An 18,268-nucleotide genomic window follows, 5' to 3' on the forward strand; every position below is an offset into this window, starting at 1 on the left:
GACCGAGAGCGCGGGCGAGCACCGGACGTTGCAGGCTGGCTACGGACGGCCCTTTCCGAAGGCAGCCGGCCACACCCCGCCTGGCTCGCTCGCATCTGGCTCAGGATCGGCTACTTCGTAGGCTTAGGAGGACACGGCTTCTCAGCGGGGCAGAAGTCCTCCAGACACTGCTCGAGGGCGGCCTTGACGTCAGCCAATTTAGGGCCTTGCCCCGGCGCCTCGCCCGGCGTGCCACCCTGGCCGGGCGGCAACACGATGCTGTCCACGACATCCTGTACGCACTGACAGATCTCGTCGCAGGGATCCGTCGCGGGGGGCGTAGTGGGCGGGGTGGTGGTGTTGCCGGCCTCGGCCGTCGATGCACCGAAGAAGAGGCCGCCGGTAGCGGCAAGCAGGAGAAGCGAAGCACCGTAACCGATGATCTTGTTCATAAATCAACCCCCCTTGTCGACACGCAGCACGCATCATCGCGGCGCGTTGTCGACTTATCACGGTCACGAAAGGTAGTCATGAGACTCCGAGGATCAACAAATTTCATAGCGTTGACTTTCTCCTCTCCGACGCCGCCATCTTCTCTCCGACGCCGTCAAACGATGGTGCGCGCAGAGCAAACTGGAGAGCTCCGGAGCGTCGCGGGACACCGCGGCGTCGTGCGTCTCGGTCGCCGCTCGCTGAAAGCGCACAGGGCGGCTGTCGTGCAAATTCCCAAACAGAGGAGCCAGGCAGCAGCCTGAGAAGGGCTGAGGCAGGTTGACGAGCCTCATTGGCTCGGCCCGGGTCCAGCCGGAACATCGGCCGCGATGCGCGCTGTCGCGCTCGCCGCGAACGAAGCACGTATGTCACCGAGCGGCGCGATCTGGCCATCTTGCGCGGAGAACGGATGGATCATGTGTCCGGATCACGCTGCGCGCCTCGGCAACAGGGCTCGTTCGGCGCAGCTCCTTGGGAGACCTCGCCATCGCATAAACGTAAGAAAAATCACATTCCCCTCCGGCCCGCGCCTCCAGGCGGAGTGCGCCGGAGGTGCAGCGGCGCCGCTCGGGGCGCTCGGGGCCATCTACACGGCGCGCGCGACCTACCCTACGTTGTGGGCCCGAATGAAACCGGATCCTTCCGATCGCTTGGCGCGGTGGCTCAGCCACCCTCGCTTCTTCACGGCTGTCTTGCTCCTCGCGCTCACCCTGGGGCTGCCCACGGTGGCGATCGCCTTCTATGCCGATGACTACATCCTGTTCTGTTACCTCGCGAAGCTGATCCCTGGCTCGCCTCCCTGGTACGATCTCTACAACTTCTTCCCCGGCGTTCCGGAGGAGACACGGGCTGCCGTCTCCATCTCCGGGCTGCCGTGGTGGACCGATCCGGAGCTCAGGATCCACCTTGTCCGCCCCCTGGCGAGCGCGCTGTTCACGCTGGAGCGCGCGGTCTTCGGCCACGCCCCGCTCGGGTACCACCTTGTCTCGATCGGGCTCTACGTCGCCCTGGTCGCCGCCGTCGGCAGGCTGTTCCTGCGGGTGCTCCCGGGCGCGACCGCGGCGCTCGCCACGCTGATCTTCGCGATCAGCGGGAACCACGTTCACCCGGTCGGCTGGATCGCGTGCCAGCACCTGCTGCTCGCGGCGCTCCCGGTGGTGCTCGGGCTCCTCGCCTATCTCCGCTACCGCGAGGAAGGGTGGCGGCCCGGGCTGTACCTCGGCCCGCTCGGGCTCGGGATCGGGCTCCTCGGCGGCGAGGCGGCGCTCGGCGGGGCGGCGTACTGGATCGCCTATCAGCTCGCCGGTCCCGTACCGCCGGGCCGCGCGGACGGCTTTCGCGCCCGGGCGGCCAGCGTGCTCCCGGTGCTCGGCCTCCTCGGGTACTTCGCCGCGTACAAGGCGTTCGGCGGCGGCGCCGCGCACACCGGCGGGTATATCGACCCGCTCAGCAGCCCCCTCGCCTTCGTGGCCGCCGCGGCGGAGCGGCTGCCCATCCTGATCGGCGGCGCCCTCGTGGCCGTGCCCGCGGATCTCTCCGTCCCGCTCCCCAAGCTCCCCTTCATCGCGGTCGGGCTCGCGGCGGCCGCGGGCGTCGCCCTCCTCTACCGCGCATGCCTCCCTGCGGTCCCCGAGCGCGAGCGGGCCGCCCTGCGCTGGCTCGTCCCCGGGGCGCTCCTCGCGTTCTTCACGAGCCTCGGGGGCTTCCCCGGGTCGCGCCTGCTGCTGATGCCGGGCCTCGGGATCGCGCCGCTCCTCGCCGTCGTCGTCCTGCGCGGTCTGCGCCGCGCCTCCTCGCCCGGGGCCGCGTCCTGGCCCCGCCGCGCCGGCGCCGGGTTCCTCGCCGCCGTGCACCTCGGGATCGCGCCGCTCCTGTTCCTCGCCGCCACCTCGTCGAGCATCGATATCGCGCGCAAGCTCGAGGACATCGCCCGCACCGCGGAGATCGAGGCGCCGCCCCGCAAGCGGGTCTTCATCGCGGCCGCCTCGGATCCCATGGCAGCCATCTACCCTCAGGCGATCCGCGCCCTGGAGTCGCCCGATTCGTTCTCCTGCTGGTCGATCCTCTCGATGAACAAGGGCACGCACCGCCTCACGCGCACAGGCCCGTCCTCGTTCTCCCTGGGGCGCATCGACGGGACGATGCTGACCGGCGCGTTCGAGACCCTCTACCGCGCGCCGTCCTCCCCGATCGCCGCGGGCTACGAGGTCGGCCAGTGCGGCGCCACGATCCGGGTCGCCGAGGTCGCGGACGGGAGGCCCGTGCGGCTCGAGGTCGACCTGGGCGCGCCCCTCGAGGATCCGGGGCTCGTCATCCTGGCGTGGCGCGACGGGAGGCTCCGCCGCGTCCCGCCGCCCGCGGCCGGCGAGACGATAAAGTTGCCCTGGTCGCCGGGCCCGATCGGGTTCTTCTGATCTCTTCCGGGGAGCGCCAAGGACGCCAAGAACAGCGGCTTCCGCCCCCCCTCTCCACCAAGCAGAGCCGCAGCAGAGCCGCAGCAGAGCGGCGGTCACCCGCACAGGAGACGGGCCCAGATCGGCGTTTTCGGCGCGCAAGCGCACTCCGGTGCGCTGAGCACCGAAAACGTCGAGGTGGGCCCGTATCCGAAGCGGGTGACCGTCGCTCTAGAGGGATATTGGGAGGGGCGCGCCCTCGCGACCGACGTAGGCCACGGTCACGAGCTCGCCTTCCCGCGGGTCGTTGACAGGCAAGGTGAAGAATCCCCCTCTCCAGAGCGCCTCCTGCGGGTTCATGAAGGCGCTCCGGACGAACTGCTCGTATTGCTCGAAGTCCTGGTGCACCGTCTCGACACGGCACATCGAGCTCCGGCACTCGATCGAGCGGAGCGACGAGGTGTCCGGGAGCGCCGCGCTCAGCTTCTCCCGGGCCGCCTCGCGCGCCTCGGCGCTCCACCGAGCGTCGGTCCCCTGCTGCGTGAACGTGTCCTCCAGGCGCTCGCGCACCGCGGCCAGCGCGGCCGCGCGCTGCTCGACCGTCGGGGCGCTCTCGCTCGCGTCGCCCGGGGGCTCCGGCGCGGGTGCCGCGGGCGCTTCCGCCGGCGGAGCCGGGGAGGGCTGCGCGGCGGCCTCGATCCACCGCTCAGGGCGGGGCGCGGCGCCGGCAGGGGCCGGGCCGCTCTTCGTCGCCTCGATGGCGCGCGAGAGCGCGCCCATGTCCTCGCGCATGCGCGCCATCTCCGCCTCGTCCCGCCGCCTCTCGACGGCGAGCGTCGCGACGGCGCCGGCCGCCGTGAGCGCGATCAGAACCTGCCAGATCCTCTTCATGACTCCCTCCGTCGAAATGACTCCCTCCGTCGAACGGCGAGGCGGGCCGACGCCGTGAGAGCGCGCGTCGCGCTCCCACGGCGGCCGCGGACCCTCTCAGTAAACGAGCTGGACCACCTGCGCGCCCGGACCGACAGTGCAGGCGGCAAACGGCGAGGTGTCGGGATAATAAGGGGTGTCCGGCAGCTTGATGTTCTCGAGCCACCCCGTCGTCGCGAGGTCGACCCCCCCGCCGGACCAGCCGCCGCCCGTGGCCTTGTCGAAGACGAACGTGGCGCAGCTCATCGTGGTGGTCCAAGTCGGCTTCTTCGCGGTCACGGTGACCCTCGCCCAGTTGTTGAAGGGGCCGGGATCCATCACGAGGGGGAGGATGATGACCGAGTTGCCGCAGCGCTGCCCGCCGACGAAGCCGTCGTTGATGAGGCTCCCGTAGCTCTCGTTGAAGCAGCTGGCCTCGGCGGCGTCCCTGGCGCGGCCGATGAATGCGGCGGTGTTCCTGGCCGAGGCGTCCGGCGCCACGCTGACCGTGGCGAGGGCGGAGGCGACGGCGAGCATCGAGAGCTTGAGGATGGGCTTCATGAGATTCTCCATTCGGGCGCTTGTTGGTGGACGCGCTGCCGGTGATGCGCCCCATCACCGCGCGTTCGAGGTGTTGTCGTCCATGGACCGTTGACCGTGGACCGTTGTCTGCGGACCGCTGGTCCGCTGACGTTTCACCGTTCACCGGTCACCGTTCGTTCACCGTTGAGCATCGAGCGTGCCAGCCGCGTCCCGCGCGGATCGCCCGGTCGCGGAGCGCGGTTGTCGCGCGCCAGTCGCACTCCGCTGCGCCGGCGTGGCCTGGGCGGCGACAGCGCCGCCGCGCGGGGGGCGACGGCGCCGTGGTATCGTGGCGCCATGGCGAGCGGACCCCCGAAGAGAGCAGCCCAGAGCGGCGGCGATACGCTGACCCACCCGGGCGCCCGCCCGGACGACAGCGCGGGCATGGTCCGCCGGTTCCGCGTCGAGCTCGTGGAGGGCCCGGCCAAGGGTGCTGTCTGGGACTCCTCCGCCGATCGGTGCTCGATCGGGTCGAGCGAGGGCAACGACCTCGTGGTCGTCGACGCCACCGTCTCCCGGTTTCACTGCGAGATCCGCATCGACGACGCCGGGGCGCGCGTCCGCGATCTCCGCAGCCACAACGGCACGGTCGTCGACGGGGTGCACGTGATCGAGGCCTTGCTGCGCACCGGCAGCCTCATCCGGCTCGGGAAGACGGTCGCCCGCTTCGAGTTCGGCACGGAGCACAACCGCCTGCCGCTCTGGGAGGAGGCGCGGTTCGGCGCGCTCTCGGGCGCGTCGGCGGCGATGCGGGCGGTGTTCGCGCTCCTCTCGCGGTCCGCCGAGCGCGACGTCACCGTGCTGCTCGAGGGCGAGACCGGCACCGGAAAGAGCCAGGCGGCCCGCTCGATCCACGAGCAGAGCGCGCGGCGGGACAGGCCGTTCGTGGTCGTCGACTGCGGCGCGATCCATGGGAACCTCATCGAGAGCGAGCTCTTCGGCCACGTGAAGGGCGCGTTCACCGGCGCGGGCGAGCAGCGGATCGGCGCCTTCGAGGAGGCGTCGGGCGGGACCATCTTCCTCGACGAGATCGGCGAGCTGCCGCTCGACCTCCAGCCGAAGCTCCTGCGGGCGCTCGAGGCGCGCGAGATCCGCCGCCTCGGGACGAACACGCCGAGGTCGGTCGACGTGCGCGTCATCGCGGCCACGCACCGGGACCTGCGCGCCGAGGTGAACGCGGGCCGCTTCCGCGCCGATCTCTATTTCCGGATCGCGGTCGTGCGGATCCCGATGCCGCCCCTCCGGCAGCGCCCGGAGGACATCCCGGCGCTGCTCGACGATCTCCTCGCCTCGCTCCACGCGACGCCGGACGAGGCGGCGACGCTGCGGGACCCGAGGGTGATCGCCCGCATGACGCGCGCCGCGTGGCCGGGCAACGTGCGCGAGCTCAGGAACTACGTGGAGCAGTACCTCGTGTTCCGCGCGCCGCCGCCGGTGAGCGAGCTCGCGCCGGTGAGCGCGCCGCCGCCGGTCGACGCGAGCGTGCCGTACGCCGAGGCGCGCGACCGGGTCCTCTCGGACTTCGAGCGCCGCTACTTCGAGGCGCTGCTCCGCGCCCACGACGGCAAGGTCTCGCGGGCCGCGGCCGCCGCGGGGCTGGATCGGCGGTACCTGTACCGCCTGCTCCACCGGCACGGGCTGGGGCCGGAGCGCGAGCCGGAGGGGTAGCGCCGCGGCGTCAGAAACTTGGACAGGGCCGGCGGGGTCCGGATACGAGGGACCATGCTCGATCCCACGCCGTGGGCGAACCACTCCTACCGATGGCGGATACGCTCCTGAAGACTCCGTCCCTCACCGTCCGGTCCCCCGCTCCGGTCGCCGACGCGACGGCGGTGATCGAGATCGCGGCGCGCACCTTTGGCAATTACGCGAGCTTCCGCGCGGACTGCGCCGCCTGGTACGTGAACCACAGCCACTATGACTGGGACGCCTCGGTCATCGGGTTCCTCGGTGACGCGATGGTCACCCACTGGGGCGTGTGGGGTTACCGGATGCGGATCGGTCGGGCGGAGGTGCGCTGCGGCGGCATCGGCGCGGTGGCCACCGAGGCGGCCCACCGCGGGAAAGGGCTCATGGCCCGCACGGCTCCGCACAGCCTCGACCGCATGCGCGCCGGCGGCTATCACCTCTCGATCCTGTTCGGGATCGACGACTTCTACCACCGGTTCGGCTATGTGCCGGCCTGGCCCGAGTCGCGGTGGCGCCTGAAGCTCGCCGACCTCCCGGCCACGCTGCCTCGGCTGCGCGGCCTGCGCCGGATCCCCGCGGCGCCCACGCCGGGGCTGGTGCGGCTGCACAACCGGTGGAACGCCGGCCTCACCGGCACGGCGGTGCGGCCGACCTTTCTGCGCTCGTGGAGCGGCATGCGCAAGGACGTCGAGGCCTGGTGCTGGGGCGCGGATCGAGAGCGCCCCGAGGGGCATGTCGTCGTCCAGGCGGGCAGGAGCCGGCTCGTGTGCGCCGAGGCGACCGGCGCGCCGGACGCGGCGCTCTCGGCGCTCGGGGCCCTCTGCCGGCGGAAGGCGCTCCCCGAGATCCGCTTCGACACGCTCCCCTACCGCTCGGCGCTCGCCGCGCGGCTCCGGACGCTGAACAGCCGCCACGAGCAGCGGTATGCGGAAAGCGGCGCCGCGATGGTCCGGGTCGTCGACCTCCCCGGATGCCTCGCGGCGATGGCGCCGGAGCTCTCGGCCCGGCTCGCCGCGTCCGAGCTCGCGGGCTACCGCGGCGCGCTCACCCTCGCCAGCCCCGAGGAGACGGCGACGCTCCGCCTCGACCGCGGCCGCGTCGAGGTCGCCCGCGGGCGGAGCGCCGCGGGGACGCGCAGCGCTATCCGCGGCGGCTGGGCGGTGGCGCGGCTCCTCCTCGGCTCGGACGCGCCGCTGGAGGTGTGCGACGCGGGGAAGCTCCGGCTTACCGGAGACGCCGCCCGGCTCGTCCCGGTGCTCTTCCCGGCGCAGCACCCGCAGCTCACGCTGGCAGATCGGTTCTGAGGCCGCCGGCCCGTTCGTCTCCACCCCACCTGACCAAAGGCCGGTGTACCGACATCGCATGTCGCAGCAGAGGGGGGTACCACCCGCGCCCGGGCAGGGTCACGACGGCGCGGCGTCGACCTCGATGGGTCGGCTGGCCAGGAGGTCGTCGAGCAAGGTGCGCAGCGCCACCGATTGGCTGGCGGCGCGGGTGTACAGCGCTGTCGCTTGAATCACCGGCAGCTCGACGTCGGGGAGCAGGCGTACCAGCGTTCCTCGTTCCAGGTCACGCAATACGAGGAACTCGGGCACGAAAGCGATGCCCAGCCCGGCCCTCGCGGCGTCCCGCGTGACGATCATGTTGCCGGTGCTCATGCGCCAGGGGACGCGCACGGTCTCCCCGCCGACTTTCCACTGCACGATATCCGGCCGCGTGACGACGGCGGCGTGCTGGGCGAGGTCGGCGGGCCTCCGGGGCATGCCGTGCTGCTCCAGCCAGTTCGGCGAGGCGACGATGACCATGGTGACGTCGGCCAGCTTGTGGCTGATCAGCTCGCTGTCCTCGATCGCCCCCATCCGGATGGCGAGGTCGTAGCCGCCGTTGACCAGGTTGACGCGCCCGTCATGGAGATGCAGGTCGATGCGGACCGCCGGATAACGCCTCATGAACGAGAGCAGGCGGGGCGCGATCGCCGCCTGGCCATAGGCGACGGGCGCGGTGACGCGCAGCAGCCCGGAGGGAGCCGCATGGAGACTCTTGACCTCGGCGGTCGCCTGCTGCGCCTCTTGAACGATGGGCTGGACCTTGTCGAAGAAGCGCCTGCCCGTATCCGTCAGGCTGAGCGCGCGCGTGGAGCGGATCAGCAGCGGCGCGCCGAGCCGCTTCTCCAGCAGCGCGAGGTTGCGGCTGAGGGTCGCCTTGGGCAGCCCGAGCGCCCGGCCGGCCGCGCTGAGCGAGCCTTCCTCGACGATGCGCACGAACATCGACAGACCGGACAGATCATCGGGCTCCCTCAACGTTCCACTCCTCGAACGCGGCCGTTCCAGGGCGCCATCTGGCGCCGTCGTGGGCATCTTCGCATACTCCGGACGTGATCCTAAGCGTGGCGGCGCCGGCGCGGCGTCCCGCCTCGCGGCGATCCGCGCCGATGCGCGGCGCCGCCGTCGGCGATGCCAGTTCCCCCGAGGCCCCGGAGGGCGCAGCGCGCGCCCCTGGCCGCGCCGATCGGGTCGCGCCAGCCGGCCAATCTTCGCCCCGCGAGGCATAACCTATGAATCTCGAACACTCGTCGATCAGAACCGCGGGCATGAAGGCCCCCGGTCGGATCAGCCCCGCCGCAGACGCGCCGCCGCTCGAGAGCCTGGTCTCCACTGCGCGCGAGCTCGTCCCTCGCCTCCGCGAGCGGGCCCAGCAGACGGAGATCGAGCGCCGCGTCTCGGAGGAAACGAACCAGCTCTTCCATCACGCCGGCTTCTTCCGGTTGATGCAGCCGGCTCGCTACGGCGGCTATGAGTACGGCTTCACCGCGCTGCTCGACGTGATCAGCGAGATCGGGCGGGGCTGCACCTCGTCCGCCTGGGCGTGCTCGCTCGGGGCCATCCACCAGTGGCTGCTCGGATTGTTCCCGGCGCAGGCGCAGGACGACGTGTGGAGGGAAAGTCCCCGGGCCATCCTGTGCGGCTCCTACTCGCCCGTCACCTCAGCGCAGGCGGTGGATGGCGGGTACCTGATCCAGGGCAAGTGGCGCTTCGCCTCGAACATCGACAACTCACAATGGGCCATGCTGGGCGTCCAGCTCCCGAAGGAGAGCGACGCCGCCCCCAGCGCCGGCTTCTTGCTCGCGCCCCGCTCCGACTGGTCGATCGAGGACGACTGGTACGTCGCGGCTCAAGCTGGCACCGGGTCCAAGACCGTGGTCATCGACAAGCCGACCTTCGTCCCGGGTCATCGGAAGCTCACCTTCGCGGAGGCCGCGTCCGGTGCGCCTCCCGGGGCCGCGGTGAACCCCAACCGCATCTACAGCATCTCCTTCCTCTCGGCGATCCCCGTCTGCCTCGTGGCCCCGCTCCTGGGCACGGCCCAAGGCGCCATCGACGCCTTCATCGATCTCTGTGAGAACCGCCTCACGCGCGGCGGCATCGGCGGCGCGGGGGCGCTCCTGAGCCAGTTCGCTCATGTCCAGTCGCGTCTGGCCGACGCCGCCGCCGCCGTGGACGCGGCGAGGCTCGTCCTCGACCGCGACATCACCGAGGTGGAGCTGACAGCGGCCCAGGGGAGGTCCGTGAGCGTCGAGAAGCGCATCCGCAACCGGCGAGGCCACGCCTATGCGGCGAAGCTGTCGCACGCCGCCATTCAATCGTTGTTCTCGTGCGTCGGTGGCAGCAGCCTGGCGCTCGGTCAACCCATCCAGCGCATGTGGCGAGACGGCAACGCGATCGCGCAGCACATCACGCTCAACTGGGACGCCGTGTCCACGATGGTAGGCCAGCACATGCTGGGCCTCGAGCCGAAGGGGGCCTACTGAAGTACGTGGCTTGCAGCGCCGAGCGGCCACGGCACCGCGGCGCGTCCCCGTGAGCCTGTGAATCTCTCACCACAAGGCGGCAGGGAGGTTGTTGCGATCCGGCGACACCGCGGCCCTGGGCGCGCCCGCGGCTCACGCCGCAGGGCGCAGCACGGCCACGATCACCGGCCACGACCGGTCAGGCGATCTCCAGGAGATCACCGGGCGCCGGGATCACGACCTCGCCGTGCCCGCGCGCGCGGAGCATCTTCGCGAGGACCTCCTGCGCCCGCGGCTCGCCGTGGACGAGCGCGATCTTGCCGAGCGGGCCGCGCTCGCGGCAGCGGTCCGCGTAGCGGAGCAGGTCGCCCTGATCGGCGTGCGCGCTGAAGCCGTTCAGGACCACGACCTCGGCCCGACGGTCCCGCTCCACGCCGAAGATCCTCACCCGCGATCGTCCCTCCACGAGCCGCCGGCCGAGCGTGTGCTGCGCCTGATAACCGACGATGAGGATCGTGTTCTTCGGGTCCTCGATCCCGGCCTTCAGGTGGTGGAGGATCCTCCCCGCCTCGCACATGCCGCTGGCCGCGATGACGATCGATGGCTCGGGCTCGGCGTCGATCGCCTTCGAGCCCGCGACGTCCTCGACGTAGCGAAGATCCTCGAAATCGAAGGGCGATCCTGAGCCGCGGAGGAGCGCGCGCGTCTCGACGTCGAAGCACTCGGGGTGGAGCCGGAAGACGTCGGTGAGCTTCACCGTGAGCGGCGAGTCGACGTAGACCGGCAGCGGCGGGATGCGGCCGTGCCGGCGGAGCTTCTTGAGCGCGAAGATCACCTCCTGCGCGCGCTCGAGCGCGAACGTGGGAATGTAGAGCTTGCCGCCCCGCTCGGAGGTCCGCCGGACGACGCGCGCGAGATCCTCGTCGAGCTCGTCGGTCCCCTCGTGCAGGCGATCGCCGTAGGTGCTCTCGCAGACGAGCACGTCCGCGCGCTCGGCGACCTCGGGATCGCGCAGGATCGGGCGCTCGTAGCGGCCGAGATCGCCCGTGTAGGCGACGCGCCTGTGGGCATCGCCCTCCACGACGTCGAGCAGCGAGACGGCGCTGCCGAGCACGTGGCCCGCGTCGAGGAAGGTGAGCCGCACGCCCGGCGCGATCTCGATCGGGTGGTGGTAGGGCGCGGCGACCAAGCGGGAGATCGCCTCGACCGCGTCGTCGTCTTCGTAGAGCGGCTCGACGCGCGGCTCGTCGCTCCCCTGCTTCTCGGCGCGGCGGTTGAGGTAGCGCGCGTCGGAGACCTGGATCGCGGCGGCGTCGCGCAGCATCACGGCCGCGAGATCGCGCGTCGCCGGGGTCGCATAGATGGGGCCCTCATAGCCGTTCTTCACGAGGATCGGCAGGGCGCCGGAGTGATCGATGTGCGCGTGGGAGAGGACGACGGCGTCGATCTCGTGGATGGGGAGAGGGAGGTGGCGGTTGCGCTCGAACGACTCGGCGCGGCGGCCCTGGTAGAGGCCGCAGTCGAGCAGGACGGTCGCATCACGCGTCCTCAGGAGGTGCATGGATCCGGTGACGGTCTGGGCGGCGCCGATGAACTCGAGGTGCACGGGCTCGATGATAGCAACCGGACCGACAGACCGGACAGATCGTCGAGCTCCCTCGACGGTTCGCTCCTCGAACGCGGCCGTTCCGGGGCGCCGTCCGGGGGCGTCGCGGGATCTTCGCATCGCCGGACGTGCATCGATGCCTTCCTCGATCTCCGTGAGAGCCGCGTCACGCGCGGCGGCATCGGCGGCGCCGCGCGCCGTCCGCTCTGGCAGGTTTGCGGAGCCGCTGAGCCCGCTGGCCGGGAGGCCGTCTCTCCAAATGGATGGAAAACTGCCAACTCATTGGCAAGGCGCCACGCGCGCCCACCGAGGTTGCTATGCTGCCGCCGGACCCGGCGACGTGGAGCGGCCGTCTGGCCGCGAAGCGCGGACGTTCGATCCGTGGCCGGAGCGCCACCCGAAGGTCTTCGCCGAGCTACTCACAACGGGCTGCGACGAGCGCGTAGCCGCCGACACGCAACACGAGGAACTGAACCATGACCTTCACTCTTCCCGAGCTCCCCTACTCCAAAGACGCGCTGGTCCCCCACATCTCGGCCGAGACGCTCGACTTCCACCACGGCAAGCACCACAACGCCTACGTCACGAAGCTGAACGAGCTCGTGGCGGCGGACCCGGCGCTCGCGGGCAAGAGCCTCGAGGATCTCGTCCGCACGACGTCCGGCGGGGTCTTCAACCAGGCAGCTCAGGTGTGGAATCACACGTTCTACTGGCACAGCATGAAGCCGCAGGGCGGCGGTGAGCCTACCGCCGCGCTCCGTGCGGCGATCGACGAGGCGTTCGGGAGCGTGTCGTCGTTCAAGGAGAAGTTCACCGCCGCGGCCATCGGTCAGTTCGGCTCGGGCTGGGCCTGGCTGGTGAAGAATGGCTCAGGCAAGCTCGAGATCGTGCAGACGGGCAACGCCGGGTGCCCGCTCACGGAGGGCAAGACGCCGCTGCTCACGTGCGACGTGTGGGAGCACGCGTATTACATCGACTACCGCAATGCCCGGGCGAAGTACGTCGAGGCATGGTGGAACCTGGTGAACTGGGACCACGCCGCCTCGAAGCTGTGACCGGCGCGCTCCCGCGAGAGCGGCGTCGAGGCCGCTCTGCGTCCAGGCATGAGAGCGACCAGCCTGAGCTGATGCAGAGCGGGGCCGCGCGGGCGTCGGCCTCGTCAGGCTGAGATCACTCGCCCGTCCCGCGCGCGTGGGCCTGGCGCCTGGAGCGCCGCACTCTCCTCCAAAGACGATGATTCCGGCGGCGGTGGGACGCGAATGAACCGCCGGAGAGCGAGCGCCGAGCTTGACGACTCCGCTCGATCCACCAAGCTCGGCCCGAGCCATGAGCCACGCCCGCCACACGAGCGCCGAGATGGATGAGCTTGCCCGCGCAGCGCAGCGCGATGGGTTCTGCCTGATAAAGAACCTCCTTCCGAAGAGCCTGCTGCGCTCGTGGCGTGAGGCCTTCGCGCCGCTCCTCGATGCCCACATCGCGCGTGAGGGGCACCTCAAGAACCGGGGGCCGGGTCGCTATTACGTGACCCTCCCGTTCAAGACCCCCTTCGCGGAGCCGCGCATCTACGAGGACGAGACGATCCTTGGCGTGGTGGAGCGCCTCGTCGGGGCCGACATGACCATGGTCCAGCTCGCGACCGACACCCCGCTCCTCGGGTCCGATTACCAGGACGTCCACCGCGACACGCCGCCGCTCTTCCCCGAGACCGGGAGAGAGACACCCGCGTTCCAGCTCGCCGTCAACTTCCCCCTGGTCGACGTCACCGCCGAGAACGGCCCGATCGAGATCGCCCGCGGCACGCACATGCTCTCCAAGGCCGAGGGGATGCGGCGCCTCGAGCAGGGCGAGGTCGCGCTCGAGCCGATCGCCATGGAGCTCGGCGACGTCATGGTCCGCGACGTTCGCGGCCTCCACCGCGGGACCCCGAACCGCTCGCGCGAGCCGCGGCCGATGGTCGTCATCGGCTACAGCCGCCGCTGGCTCTTCCGCCCGGAGGTCTCGATCCGGGTGCCCCGCGAGAGCCTCTCCCACCTGTCGGAGCGGGCGAAGCGCATGCTCCGCTTCAATCCCATCGTCGAATCGCTCGACGCGCGCGAGGAGACCGAGGAGACCGAGGTCTACCAGGCCTTCGCCTACTGACGCGCGACGCCGCTCGTCCAGGCGCGGGAGCTCTCACCCCGCCCCGAACCTCTCGTCCAGCTTGCTGAGCTGGCTGGTGAAGCCCTCCTTCTGCATCTCGGTGAACTCGGGGCTATGCAGGGTGTCGAGCAGCACCACCATCTTCACGCGGTCGCCGATCTCCGTGAGCTCGACATCGATGTCGTTCTCGTAGGGCGGTACGCCGGGCAGGAAGTCGATCACGTTGCGGAGCACGAGCCGTGTCATGGGCGTGAGCTCGGCGAAGGTGGAGGTGACGGCGTGTGAGGGCGGCCGGCCGACCTCCGCCATGGCGCGGACCATCTCGGGCGTGGCGGCGATCATCTCGTAGCGCAGGGCGCCGCCCGGCCTCGCGTCGAGCTCCGCCACGGCGGCCCGGAAGTCTCGCGGCCCCCACCAGGACTCGAAGCCCTCTCGCGTGGTCCAGAGGTCCCAGACCTCCTGCAACGTGGCGCGATAGGTGCGCTCGACTCTGACCTTGGATCGGGCCTGGGTTTTGACTGCGCTGTTCATGGTCGCTTCCTCGTGGTTGGGCCGCCTTGAACGGCCGGGTTGTTCTGAGCTTGCGCGCGCTTCTTCTCGAGCGCGGCACCGAAACGATCGAGGCGCTCCTCCCAGAGCTGCCGGTAGCGGCCGAGCCAGTCCTCGAGCTCGCGGAACGGCTCGGGACGGAGGGAGTAGAGGCGCCGCTGCCCATCGGGTCGCATCGAGACGAAGCCTGAGTCCGAGAGGATGCGCAGGTGCCGCGACACGCCCGACTGGTGGATGCCAGCCTTCTCCACGACCTCGGCCACCTGTTGCTCGCCAGAAAGGAGAGCCTCGACGATGCGGCGGCGCGTGGGATCGGCCAGGGCCTGGAAGACATCCAGTTGCATGAATATGTATATACACCACGGTGCATATTTCGGTCAAGCGCCACGGCTCGCGGGGCTGCACGCCCGGCCGGACCTTGGCGGCCCGCGTGGAGCGCGGCTGAGCACGGCGCAGCTCCGCGGCGGCTCACCTGTGTGTCAGGCGCGGGGGCTCGCGCAGGGCGCCCCGCTCAGGGCACGGGGCCTCCCTCGGCCCGCGCTTCGCGCGGCGCCCGCAGCATGCGCTTCAGGCGCGCCCGCGCGGTCCGCTCGGCGCGGCGCCGCAGGGGCTTCTGCTCGTCGACGGGCACCGCTCCGTGGCGCGCCGCCGGCACGATCGGCAGCCCCAGGACATCCGTGAGCGGGGCGGCGGGCGCTTCGAGCTCCGGCGCCGCCAGCGCAGCGCCGAGCGCGGCGCGGACGCGCGCGGGATCGAGCGTCAGGCACCACGCGACGATGCGCCAGGCGAGCGCGGCATGCCGCGCTTCGTCCGCCGCGATGCGCGCGAGCGCCCGCGCGACGGCCGGATCGATCGCGCGGCGCTGCGCTCGCCGCGCGAGCGCCGCGGCGAAGGTCTCACCGATGCAGCCGTCCGTGAAGCTCAGGTACGCGACGGCGGCGGCGTCGCCCGAGAGCCCGGTGGCCGGCAACGGCAGCTTGCCCGGCCCGAGCGGTCGCCCCGCGTACGTGCTCGCGAGACCGAACGAGAGGCGCGCGTGTTCGAGCTCGTCTTGCGCCGCCTGCTGGCAAGCCGCGAGCAAGTCAGCAGGTGCTCCGAGCGCCAGGAGCTCCAGCGCGAGCGCGGCGAACGTCGCGATCGAGGCGTGCTCGGCGAGCGCGGCCTCGACCCACAGGGCGGCGAGCTCTCCCCGCTCCCGGGGCGAAAGGTGCGCGACCAGCGCGGGGTCGCTGACGTCCGCCCAGCCGCTCGCTTCGCGCGCCGCGGCCGTGATGGGGCCCTGTTCGTCTCGCAGCGGCCGGCCGAACGAGTTGAAGACCCTGCCGCTGTAGATCGGAACCTTGAGGGTCAAGACCCACGACACTTCGACGCCGTGGGCCGGGAGCCCGTGATCGGAGCCGCTCATCGGGATCGTCACGCGCAGACCCGTCCCCAGCACCGCGGCCGAGGCGAAGACGCCCGTGTGCAGAGCGAACGTCGACGTGTGGAGATCGCTGCGGGTCAGACCCGCGAAGCCGAGCTCTCCACCGACGACGTTTCCGAGCTGAAACCCGAACGCCAGCCGCCCATAGTCGCCGGCATACGTCTGCGCCTGGAAGAAACCACCGTAACCGATCGAGCCCGGGTCTCCCTTCGGGAAGACCATGCCGCTGATCTCCATGCCGACCCCGACCGGGCATTCGCCGCTGCCGGCGGACAGCAGGAAGCCTGGGTTGAACGACCCCTCGGACGACGCCTGCGCCTGCGCCGGCACCAGGAACGCGACCGCACCGACGGCCTCGATCGCGACGAGCTTGAGCCTGCGTCTCATGTGCGTTGAACCTCCAGATCGCCATTCGCTCGCCTCGTCAGTACGCGTTCGCCTCGTCAGTATTGCCACGCCACGGTGCCAGAACACGCTGTGTTATTGACGCATCCCGCATGAATCACGTAGACGCCAGGTGTCGCGGCCGCGAGCGACAGAGATCCATAGCGGCAGAGAGAGCCCTCGTCGTTGCTGCCCACGTCGACGCCGTCACGCTTGATCCGGATCCACGTACTGCCGGACGCGACCGCCCCGCCCGCGAGCCCACAGGTGCCGGCGGAGAGGATCTGACCTGCCGATAGCGTAGCAGTTCTCCTGTGCCCTGCTCCAGAGCCGCCGCGTCGCGTGCTGGGGCGACAATCGGAACCGAGCGCCACGAATCGAGCGCCACGAGAAGCGGCTCCAGGGGCGGTCCGCCCGCCCGGAACCTCCTAAACCTTTGAATTGACAGCGCTTTCATGTGACGATCGGCCAGCGAGAGAAAAAAAATTCGTCGGCGTGTCGATCCGGCCCCGGCTCGTTCGTCGCCACTTCGGACGAACGGTCGTCAGACGGGTCGCAGGCGACGCCTGCGTCGGAAGGAGTTGCGCGCATGTCGAGGCTTCGGGTAAACGCGTTTTCGATCTCGATCGACGGCCATGGCGCCGGTCCCGGCCAAAATCTGGCCAATCCGATGGGCGTCGGAGGGATGGCGCTGCACAAGTGGGTCCTCGGCACGAAGACGTTCCAGAGGATGTCCGCCGACTTCGCTGCCTCGCTGATCGGCGACACGGTCGGCCGGACAGGCGTCGACGACGACTTCGCCGCGCGCGGCTTCGAGAACCTCGGCGCCTGGATCATGGGCCGCAACATGTTCGGGCCGCAGCGAGGCCCCTGGCCCGACGACGGTTGGCAGGGATGGTGGGGCAAGAACCCGCCCTACCACGTGCCCGTCTTCGTGCTCACGCACCACGCTCGTGAGTCCTTCACCATGGAGGGCGGAACGACCTTCCACTTCGTGACCGAGGGTATCCACGCCGCGCTGGAGCGCGCGAAGGAGGCGGCCCAGGGCAAGGATATCCGGCTCGGCGGCGGCGTCGCCACCGTTCGGCAGTACCTCACCGCGGGGCTCATCGACGAGCTCCACCTCGTGATCTCCCCCGTGCTCCTCGGCCGGGGCGAGCACCTCCTCGCCGGCATCGATACGGTGAGCCTCGGCTACCGATGCACGGAGCACGCCTCCTCGGAGCACGCCACCCACGTCGTCCTGACGAAGTAGCTTGAGTCCAGGGAGGAGAGCGCCGTGAAAGTCATCGTGTTCGTCAAGGCAACGAAGGAGTCCGAGGCGGGGATGATGCCCGACGAGAAGGTCATCGCCGCGCAGGTGGGCGGAGATGCGGCGCCGCCGCACAGGAGGGCAGCGCGCGACCTGCGGAGGCGCGCGCCGGCGCGACGTCGAACGCGGCGCGCATTCGCGTTGACGTCATATCCGTTGGACGCTATCGCACCGCCCCATGAATGGAACCATGTCAAAGGCATTGACGGCGATCCTGCTCCTGTCGTGCGCGGCGCCGCTCGGCTGCGGCGCGTTCATCCCGTCGCTCGCCCCCGAGGAGAAGGCTCAGCTCGACGAGTTCGCGAAGAGGTACAACGACACGGCCGCCGCGTCGAAGAAGAGCCTCGACACGAACGAGGCGTATTTCAACGCGATCGTCGTGGCCGCGAGCTGTGCGGACAAGACCAAGCTGGCGCTGGCCAACCAGTGGATGGCCGACACCGTGGATGGGAAGATGTCCGTGGAGCAGGCGCGTGAGAAATGCGCCGAGATGCTGACGGCGCTCCGCAAGAAGGACTCGGGAGAACAGGGCTGCGGCTTTGCCTCGCTCCGCGTGCAAGGCGGACAGCAGCGCCCCGGCATGGACTGGACCACCAGCGTGAGCGGCGCCCTGAACTTCGATACGGTAGAGCGGGTGAACCTCCGCGCCCAGGACGACGGCTCGCGCGAGCTCACGGCGTGCGACAAGGTGCCGGAGAAGGGCACGACGCCTGCTCCCATCTGGAAGCCGGAGCTCGTCAAGGAGGCCGAGAGGATGTGCGGGGAGGGCGCGATCATCCTCTACACGGGCACGGACTGGAAGACGAACGAGGCATCGTCGAGCGACGGGGACCATTACCTGACACGCTACCTCGACGCGGAGTGCTGGTACCCGAAGGGGACGGTCGGCAAGGACTACAAGGTGCCGGCGGAGTGTGAATCTGGCGACACGCCGCCCGAGCCCAACAGATCGTGTATCACGCCGGCAGGGAAGCTCGTCTTGAAGTGAAGTCGCCCTCCCGGGGTCGGGTGGTGTCCGAGGTCG

16 protein-coding genes and 1 pseudogene are annotated in these 18,268 nt (G+C 70.4%); 9 read left to right on the forward strand and 8 right to left on the reverse strand.

Annotation, left to right across the window (positions count from 1 at the left end):
• Positions 1 to 110: 110 nt before the first annotated feature.
• Complete coding sequence (locus tag WME95_RS23155) at positions 111 to 431, reverse strand: hypothetical protein (RefSeq protein WP_437910615.1); 321 nt, start codon at positions 429 to 431, stop codon at positions 111 to 113.
• 666 nt (positions 432 to 1,097) lie between these two features.
• Here WME95_RS23155 and WME95_RS23160 point away from each other — a divergent pair.
• Positions 1,098 to 2,885 carry a hypothetical protein gene (locus WME95_RS23160; RefSeq protein WP_437910616.1) on the forward strand — a complete coding sequence of 596 codons (1,788 nt, stop codon included), beginning with the start codon at positions 1,098 to 1,100 and terminating at the stop codon, positions 2,883 to 2,885.
• Between the two features lie 210 nt (positions 2,886 to 3,095).
• Here the strand turns inward: WME95_RS23160 and WME95_RS23165 are convergent, their stop codons facing one another.
• Both WME95_RS23165 and WME95_RS23170 read right to left on the reverse strand, forming a co-directional pair.
• A complete protein-coding gene (locus WME95_RS23165; RefSeq protein ID WP_437910617.1) occupies positions 3,096 to 3,755 on the reverse strand; it encodes a hypothetical protein in 660 nt (219 codons plus the stop codon).
• A gap of 96 nt (positions 3,756 to 3,851) precedes the next feature.
• The gene (locus WME95_RS23170) at positions 3,852 to 4,334 is read right to left on the reverse strand and encodes a hypothetical protein (RefSeq protein WP_437910618.1); all 483 of its coding nucleotides are present in this window, start codon (positions 4,332 to 4,334) and stop codon (positions 3,852 to 3,854) included.
• A gap of 318 nt (positions 4,335 to 4,652) precedes the next feature.
• Between WME95_RS23170 and WME95_RS23175 the strand changes: the two genes are divergently transcribed.
• Together WME95_RS23175 and WME95_RS23180 are read left to right on the forward strand one after the other, a co-directional pair.
• Positions 4,653 to 6,023, forward strand: a complete 1,371-nt coding sequence (locus WME95_RS23175; protein WP_437910619.1) for a sigma 54-interacting transcriptional regulator — start codon at positions 4,653 to 4,655, stop codon at positions 6,021 to 6,023.
• Between the two features lie 92 nt (positions 6,024 to 6,115).
• Positions 6,116 to 7,348 carry a GNAT family N-acetyltransferase gene (locus WME95_RS23180; protein WP_437910620.1) on the forward strand — a complete coding sequence of 411 codons (1,233 nt, stop codon included), beginning with the start codon at positions 6,116 to 6,118 and terminating at the stop codon, positions 7,346 to 7,348.
• Positions 7,349 to 7,447: 99 nt separating this feature from the next.
• Here WME95_RS23180 and WME95_RS23185 read toward each other — a convergent pair whose 3' ends face one another.
• Positions 7,448 to 8,311: a LysR family transcriptional regulator gene (locus WME95_RS23185; RefSeq protein WP_437910621.1), complete on the reverse strand. Its 864-nt coding sequence runs from the start codon at positions 8,309 to 8,311 to the stop codon at positions 7,448 to 7,450.
• Positions 8,312 to 8,598: 287 nt separating this feature from the next.
• Here WME95_RS23185 and WME95_RS23190 point away from each other — a divergent pair, with 287 nt between their 5' ends.
• Positions 8,599 to 9,852: an acyl-CoA dehydrogenase family protein gene (locus tag WME95_RS23190; protein WP_437910622.1), complete on the forward strand. Its 1,254-nt coding sequence runs from the start codon at positions 8,599 to 8,601 to the stop codon at positions 9,850 to 9,852.
• A gap of 178 nt (positions 9,853 to 10,030) precedes the next feature.
• Here the strand turns inward: WME95_RS23190 and WME95_RS23195 are convergent, their stop codons facing one another.
• Complete coding sequence (locus tag WME95_RS23195; RefSeq protein WP_437910623.1) at positions 10,031 to 11,437, reverse strand: MBL fold metallo-hydrolase RNA specificity domain-containing protein; 1,407 nt, start codon at positions 11,435 to 11,437, stop codon at positions 10,031 to 10,033.
• A 476-nt stretch (positions 11,438 to 11,913) separates the two neighbouring features.
• Between WME95_RS23195 and WME95_RS23200 the strand changes: the two genes are divergently transcribed.
• Complete coding sequence (locus WME95_RS23200; protein WP_437910624.1) at positions 11,914 to 12,492, forward strand: superoxide dismutase; 579 nt, start codon at positions 11,914 to 11,916, stop codon at positions 12,490 to 12,492.
• Between the two features lie 271 nt (positions 12,493 to 12,763).
• Entirely contained in the window at positions 12,764 to 13,576 is an 813-nt protein-coding gene (locus WME95_RS23205) for a phytanoyl-CoA dioxygenase family protein (RefSeq protein ID WP_437910625.1), read from the forward strand.
• Between the two features lie 33 nt (positions 13,577 to 13,609).
• On the opposite strand, the gene WME95_RS23210 is transcribed toward WME95_RS23205, so the two are convergent.
• From WME95_RS23210 to WME95_RS23220, 3 genes are all read right to left on the reverse strand, one after another.
• Positions 13,610 to 14,107 carry an SRPBCC family protein gene (locus tag WME95_RS23210; RefSeq protein ID WP_437910626.1) on the reverse strand — a complete coding sequence of 166 codons (498 nt, stop codon included), beginning with the start codon at positions 14,105 to 14,107 and terminating at the stop codon, positions 13,610 to 13,612.
• Complete coding sequence (locus tag WME95_RS23215; protein WP_437910627.1) at positions 14,104 to 14,469, reverse strand: ArsR/SmtB family transcription factor; 366 nt, start codon at positions 14,467 to 14,469, stop codon at positions 14,104 to 14,106. Before WME95_RS23215 ends, WME95_RS23210 begins: the two co-directional genes overlap by 4 nt.
• Positions 14,470 to 14,636: 167 nt before the next feature.
• Positions 14,637 to 15,935, reverse strand: a complete 1,299-nt coding sequence (locus WME95_RS23220) for a hypothetical protein (RefSeq protein ID WP_437910628.1) — start codon at positions 15,933 to 15,935, stop codon at positions 14,637 to 14,639.
• Between the two features lie 304 nt (positions 15,936 to 16,239).
• On the opposite strand from WME95_RS23220, the pseudogene WME95_RS23225 reads away from it, so the two are divergent.
• From WME95_RS23225 to WME95_RS23235, 3 genes and pseudogenes are all read left to right on the forward strand, one after another.
• Positions 16,240 to 16,377, forward strand: a pseudogene (locus WME95_RS23225) (hypothetical protein); the annotation flags it as partial.
• 144 nt (positions 16,378 to 16,521) lie between these two features.
• Entirely contained in the window at positions 16,522 to 17,187 is a 666-nt protein-coding gene (locus WME95_RS23230; protein ID WP_437910629.1) for a dihydrofolate reductase family protein, read from the forward strand.
• Positions 17,188 to 17,434: 247 nt separating this feature from the next.
• Positions 17,435 to 18,232, forward strand: coding sequence for a hypothetical protein (locus WME95_RS23235; protein WP_437910630.1), 798 nt, complete (start codon positions 17,435 to 17,437; stop codon positions 18,230 to 18,232).
• The last annotated feature ends 36 nt before the right edge of the window (positions 18,233 to 18,268 follow it).

This window comes from Sorangium sp. So ce327 (assembly GCF_051530205.1).
Taxonomy (GTDB): Bacteria; Myxococcota_A; Polyangia; order Polyangiales; family Polyangiaceae; genus Sorangium; species Sorangium cellulosum_B.

Bases quoted from the DNA above. Each gene is read 5' to 3' on its own strand.
- WME95_RS23155 (WP_437910615.1), bottom strand. From the start codon at position 431: ATGAACAAGATCATCGGTTACGGTGCTTCGCTTCTCCTGCTTGCCGCT.
- WME95_RS23160 (WP_437910616.1), top strand. From the start codon at position 1,098: ATGAAACCGGATCCTTCCGATCGCTTGGCGCGGTGGCTCAGCCACCCT.
- WME95_RS23165 (WP_437910617.1), bottom strand. From the start codon at position 3,755: ATGAAGAGGATCTGGCAGGTTCTGATCGCGCTCACGGCGGCCGGCGCC.
- WME95_RS23170 (WP_437910618.1), bottom strand. From the start codon at position 4,334: ATGAAGCCCATCCTCAAGCTCTCGATGCTCGCCGTCGCCTCCGCCCTC.
- WME95_RS23175 (WP_437910619.1), top strand. From the start codon at position 4,653: ATGGCGAGCGGACCCCCGAAGAGAGCAGCCCAGAGCGGCGGCGATACG.
- WME95_RS23180 (WP_437910620.1), top strand. From the start codon at position 6,116: ATGGCGGATACGCTCCTGAAGACTCCGTCCCTCACCGTCCGGTCCCCC.
- WME95_RS23185 (WP_437910621.1), bottom strand. From the start codon at position 8,311: ATGTTCGTGCGCATCGTCGAGGAAGGCTCGCTCAGCGCGGCCGGCCGG.
- WME95_RS23190 (WP_437910622.1), top strand. From the start codon at position 8,599: ATGAATCTCGAACACTCGTCGATCAGAACCGCGGGCATGAAGGCCCCC.
- WME95_RS23200 (WP_437910624.1), top strand. From the start codon at position 11,914: ATGACCTTCACTCTTCCCGAGCTCCCCTACTCCAAAGACGCGCTGGTC.
- WME95_RS23205 (WP_437910625.1), top strand. From the start codon at position 12,764: ATGAGCCACGCCCGCCACACGAGCGCCGAGATGGATGAGCTTGCCCGC.
- WME95_RS23210 (WP_437910626.1), bottom strand. From the start codon at position 14,107: ATGAACAGCGCAGTCAAAACCCAGGCCCGATCCAAGGTCAGAGTCGAG.
- WME95_RS23215 (WP_437910627.1), bottom strand. From the start codon at position 14,469: ATGCAACTGGATGTCTTCCAGGCCCTGGCCGATCCCACGCGCCGCCGC.
- WME95_RS23220 (WP_437910628.1), bottom strand. From the start codon at position 15,935: ATGAGACGCAGGCTCAAGCTCGTCGCGATCGAGGCCGTCGGTGCGGTC.
- WME95_RS23230 (WP_437910629.1), top strand. From the start codon at position 16,522: ATGTCGAGGCTTCGGGTAAACGCGTTTTCGATCTCGATCGACGGCCAT.
- WME95_RS23235 (WP_437910630.1), top strand. From the start codon at position 17,435: ATGTCAAAGGCATTGACGGCGATCCTGCTCCTGTCGTGCGCGGCGCCG.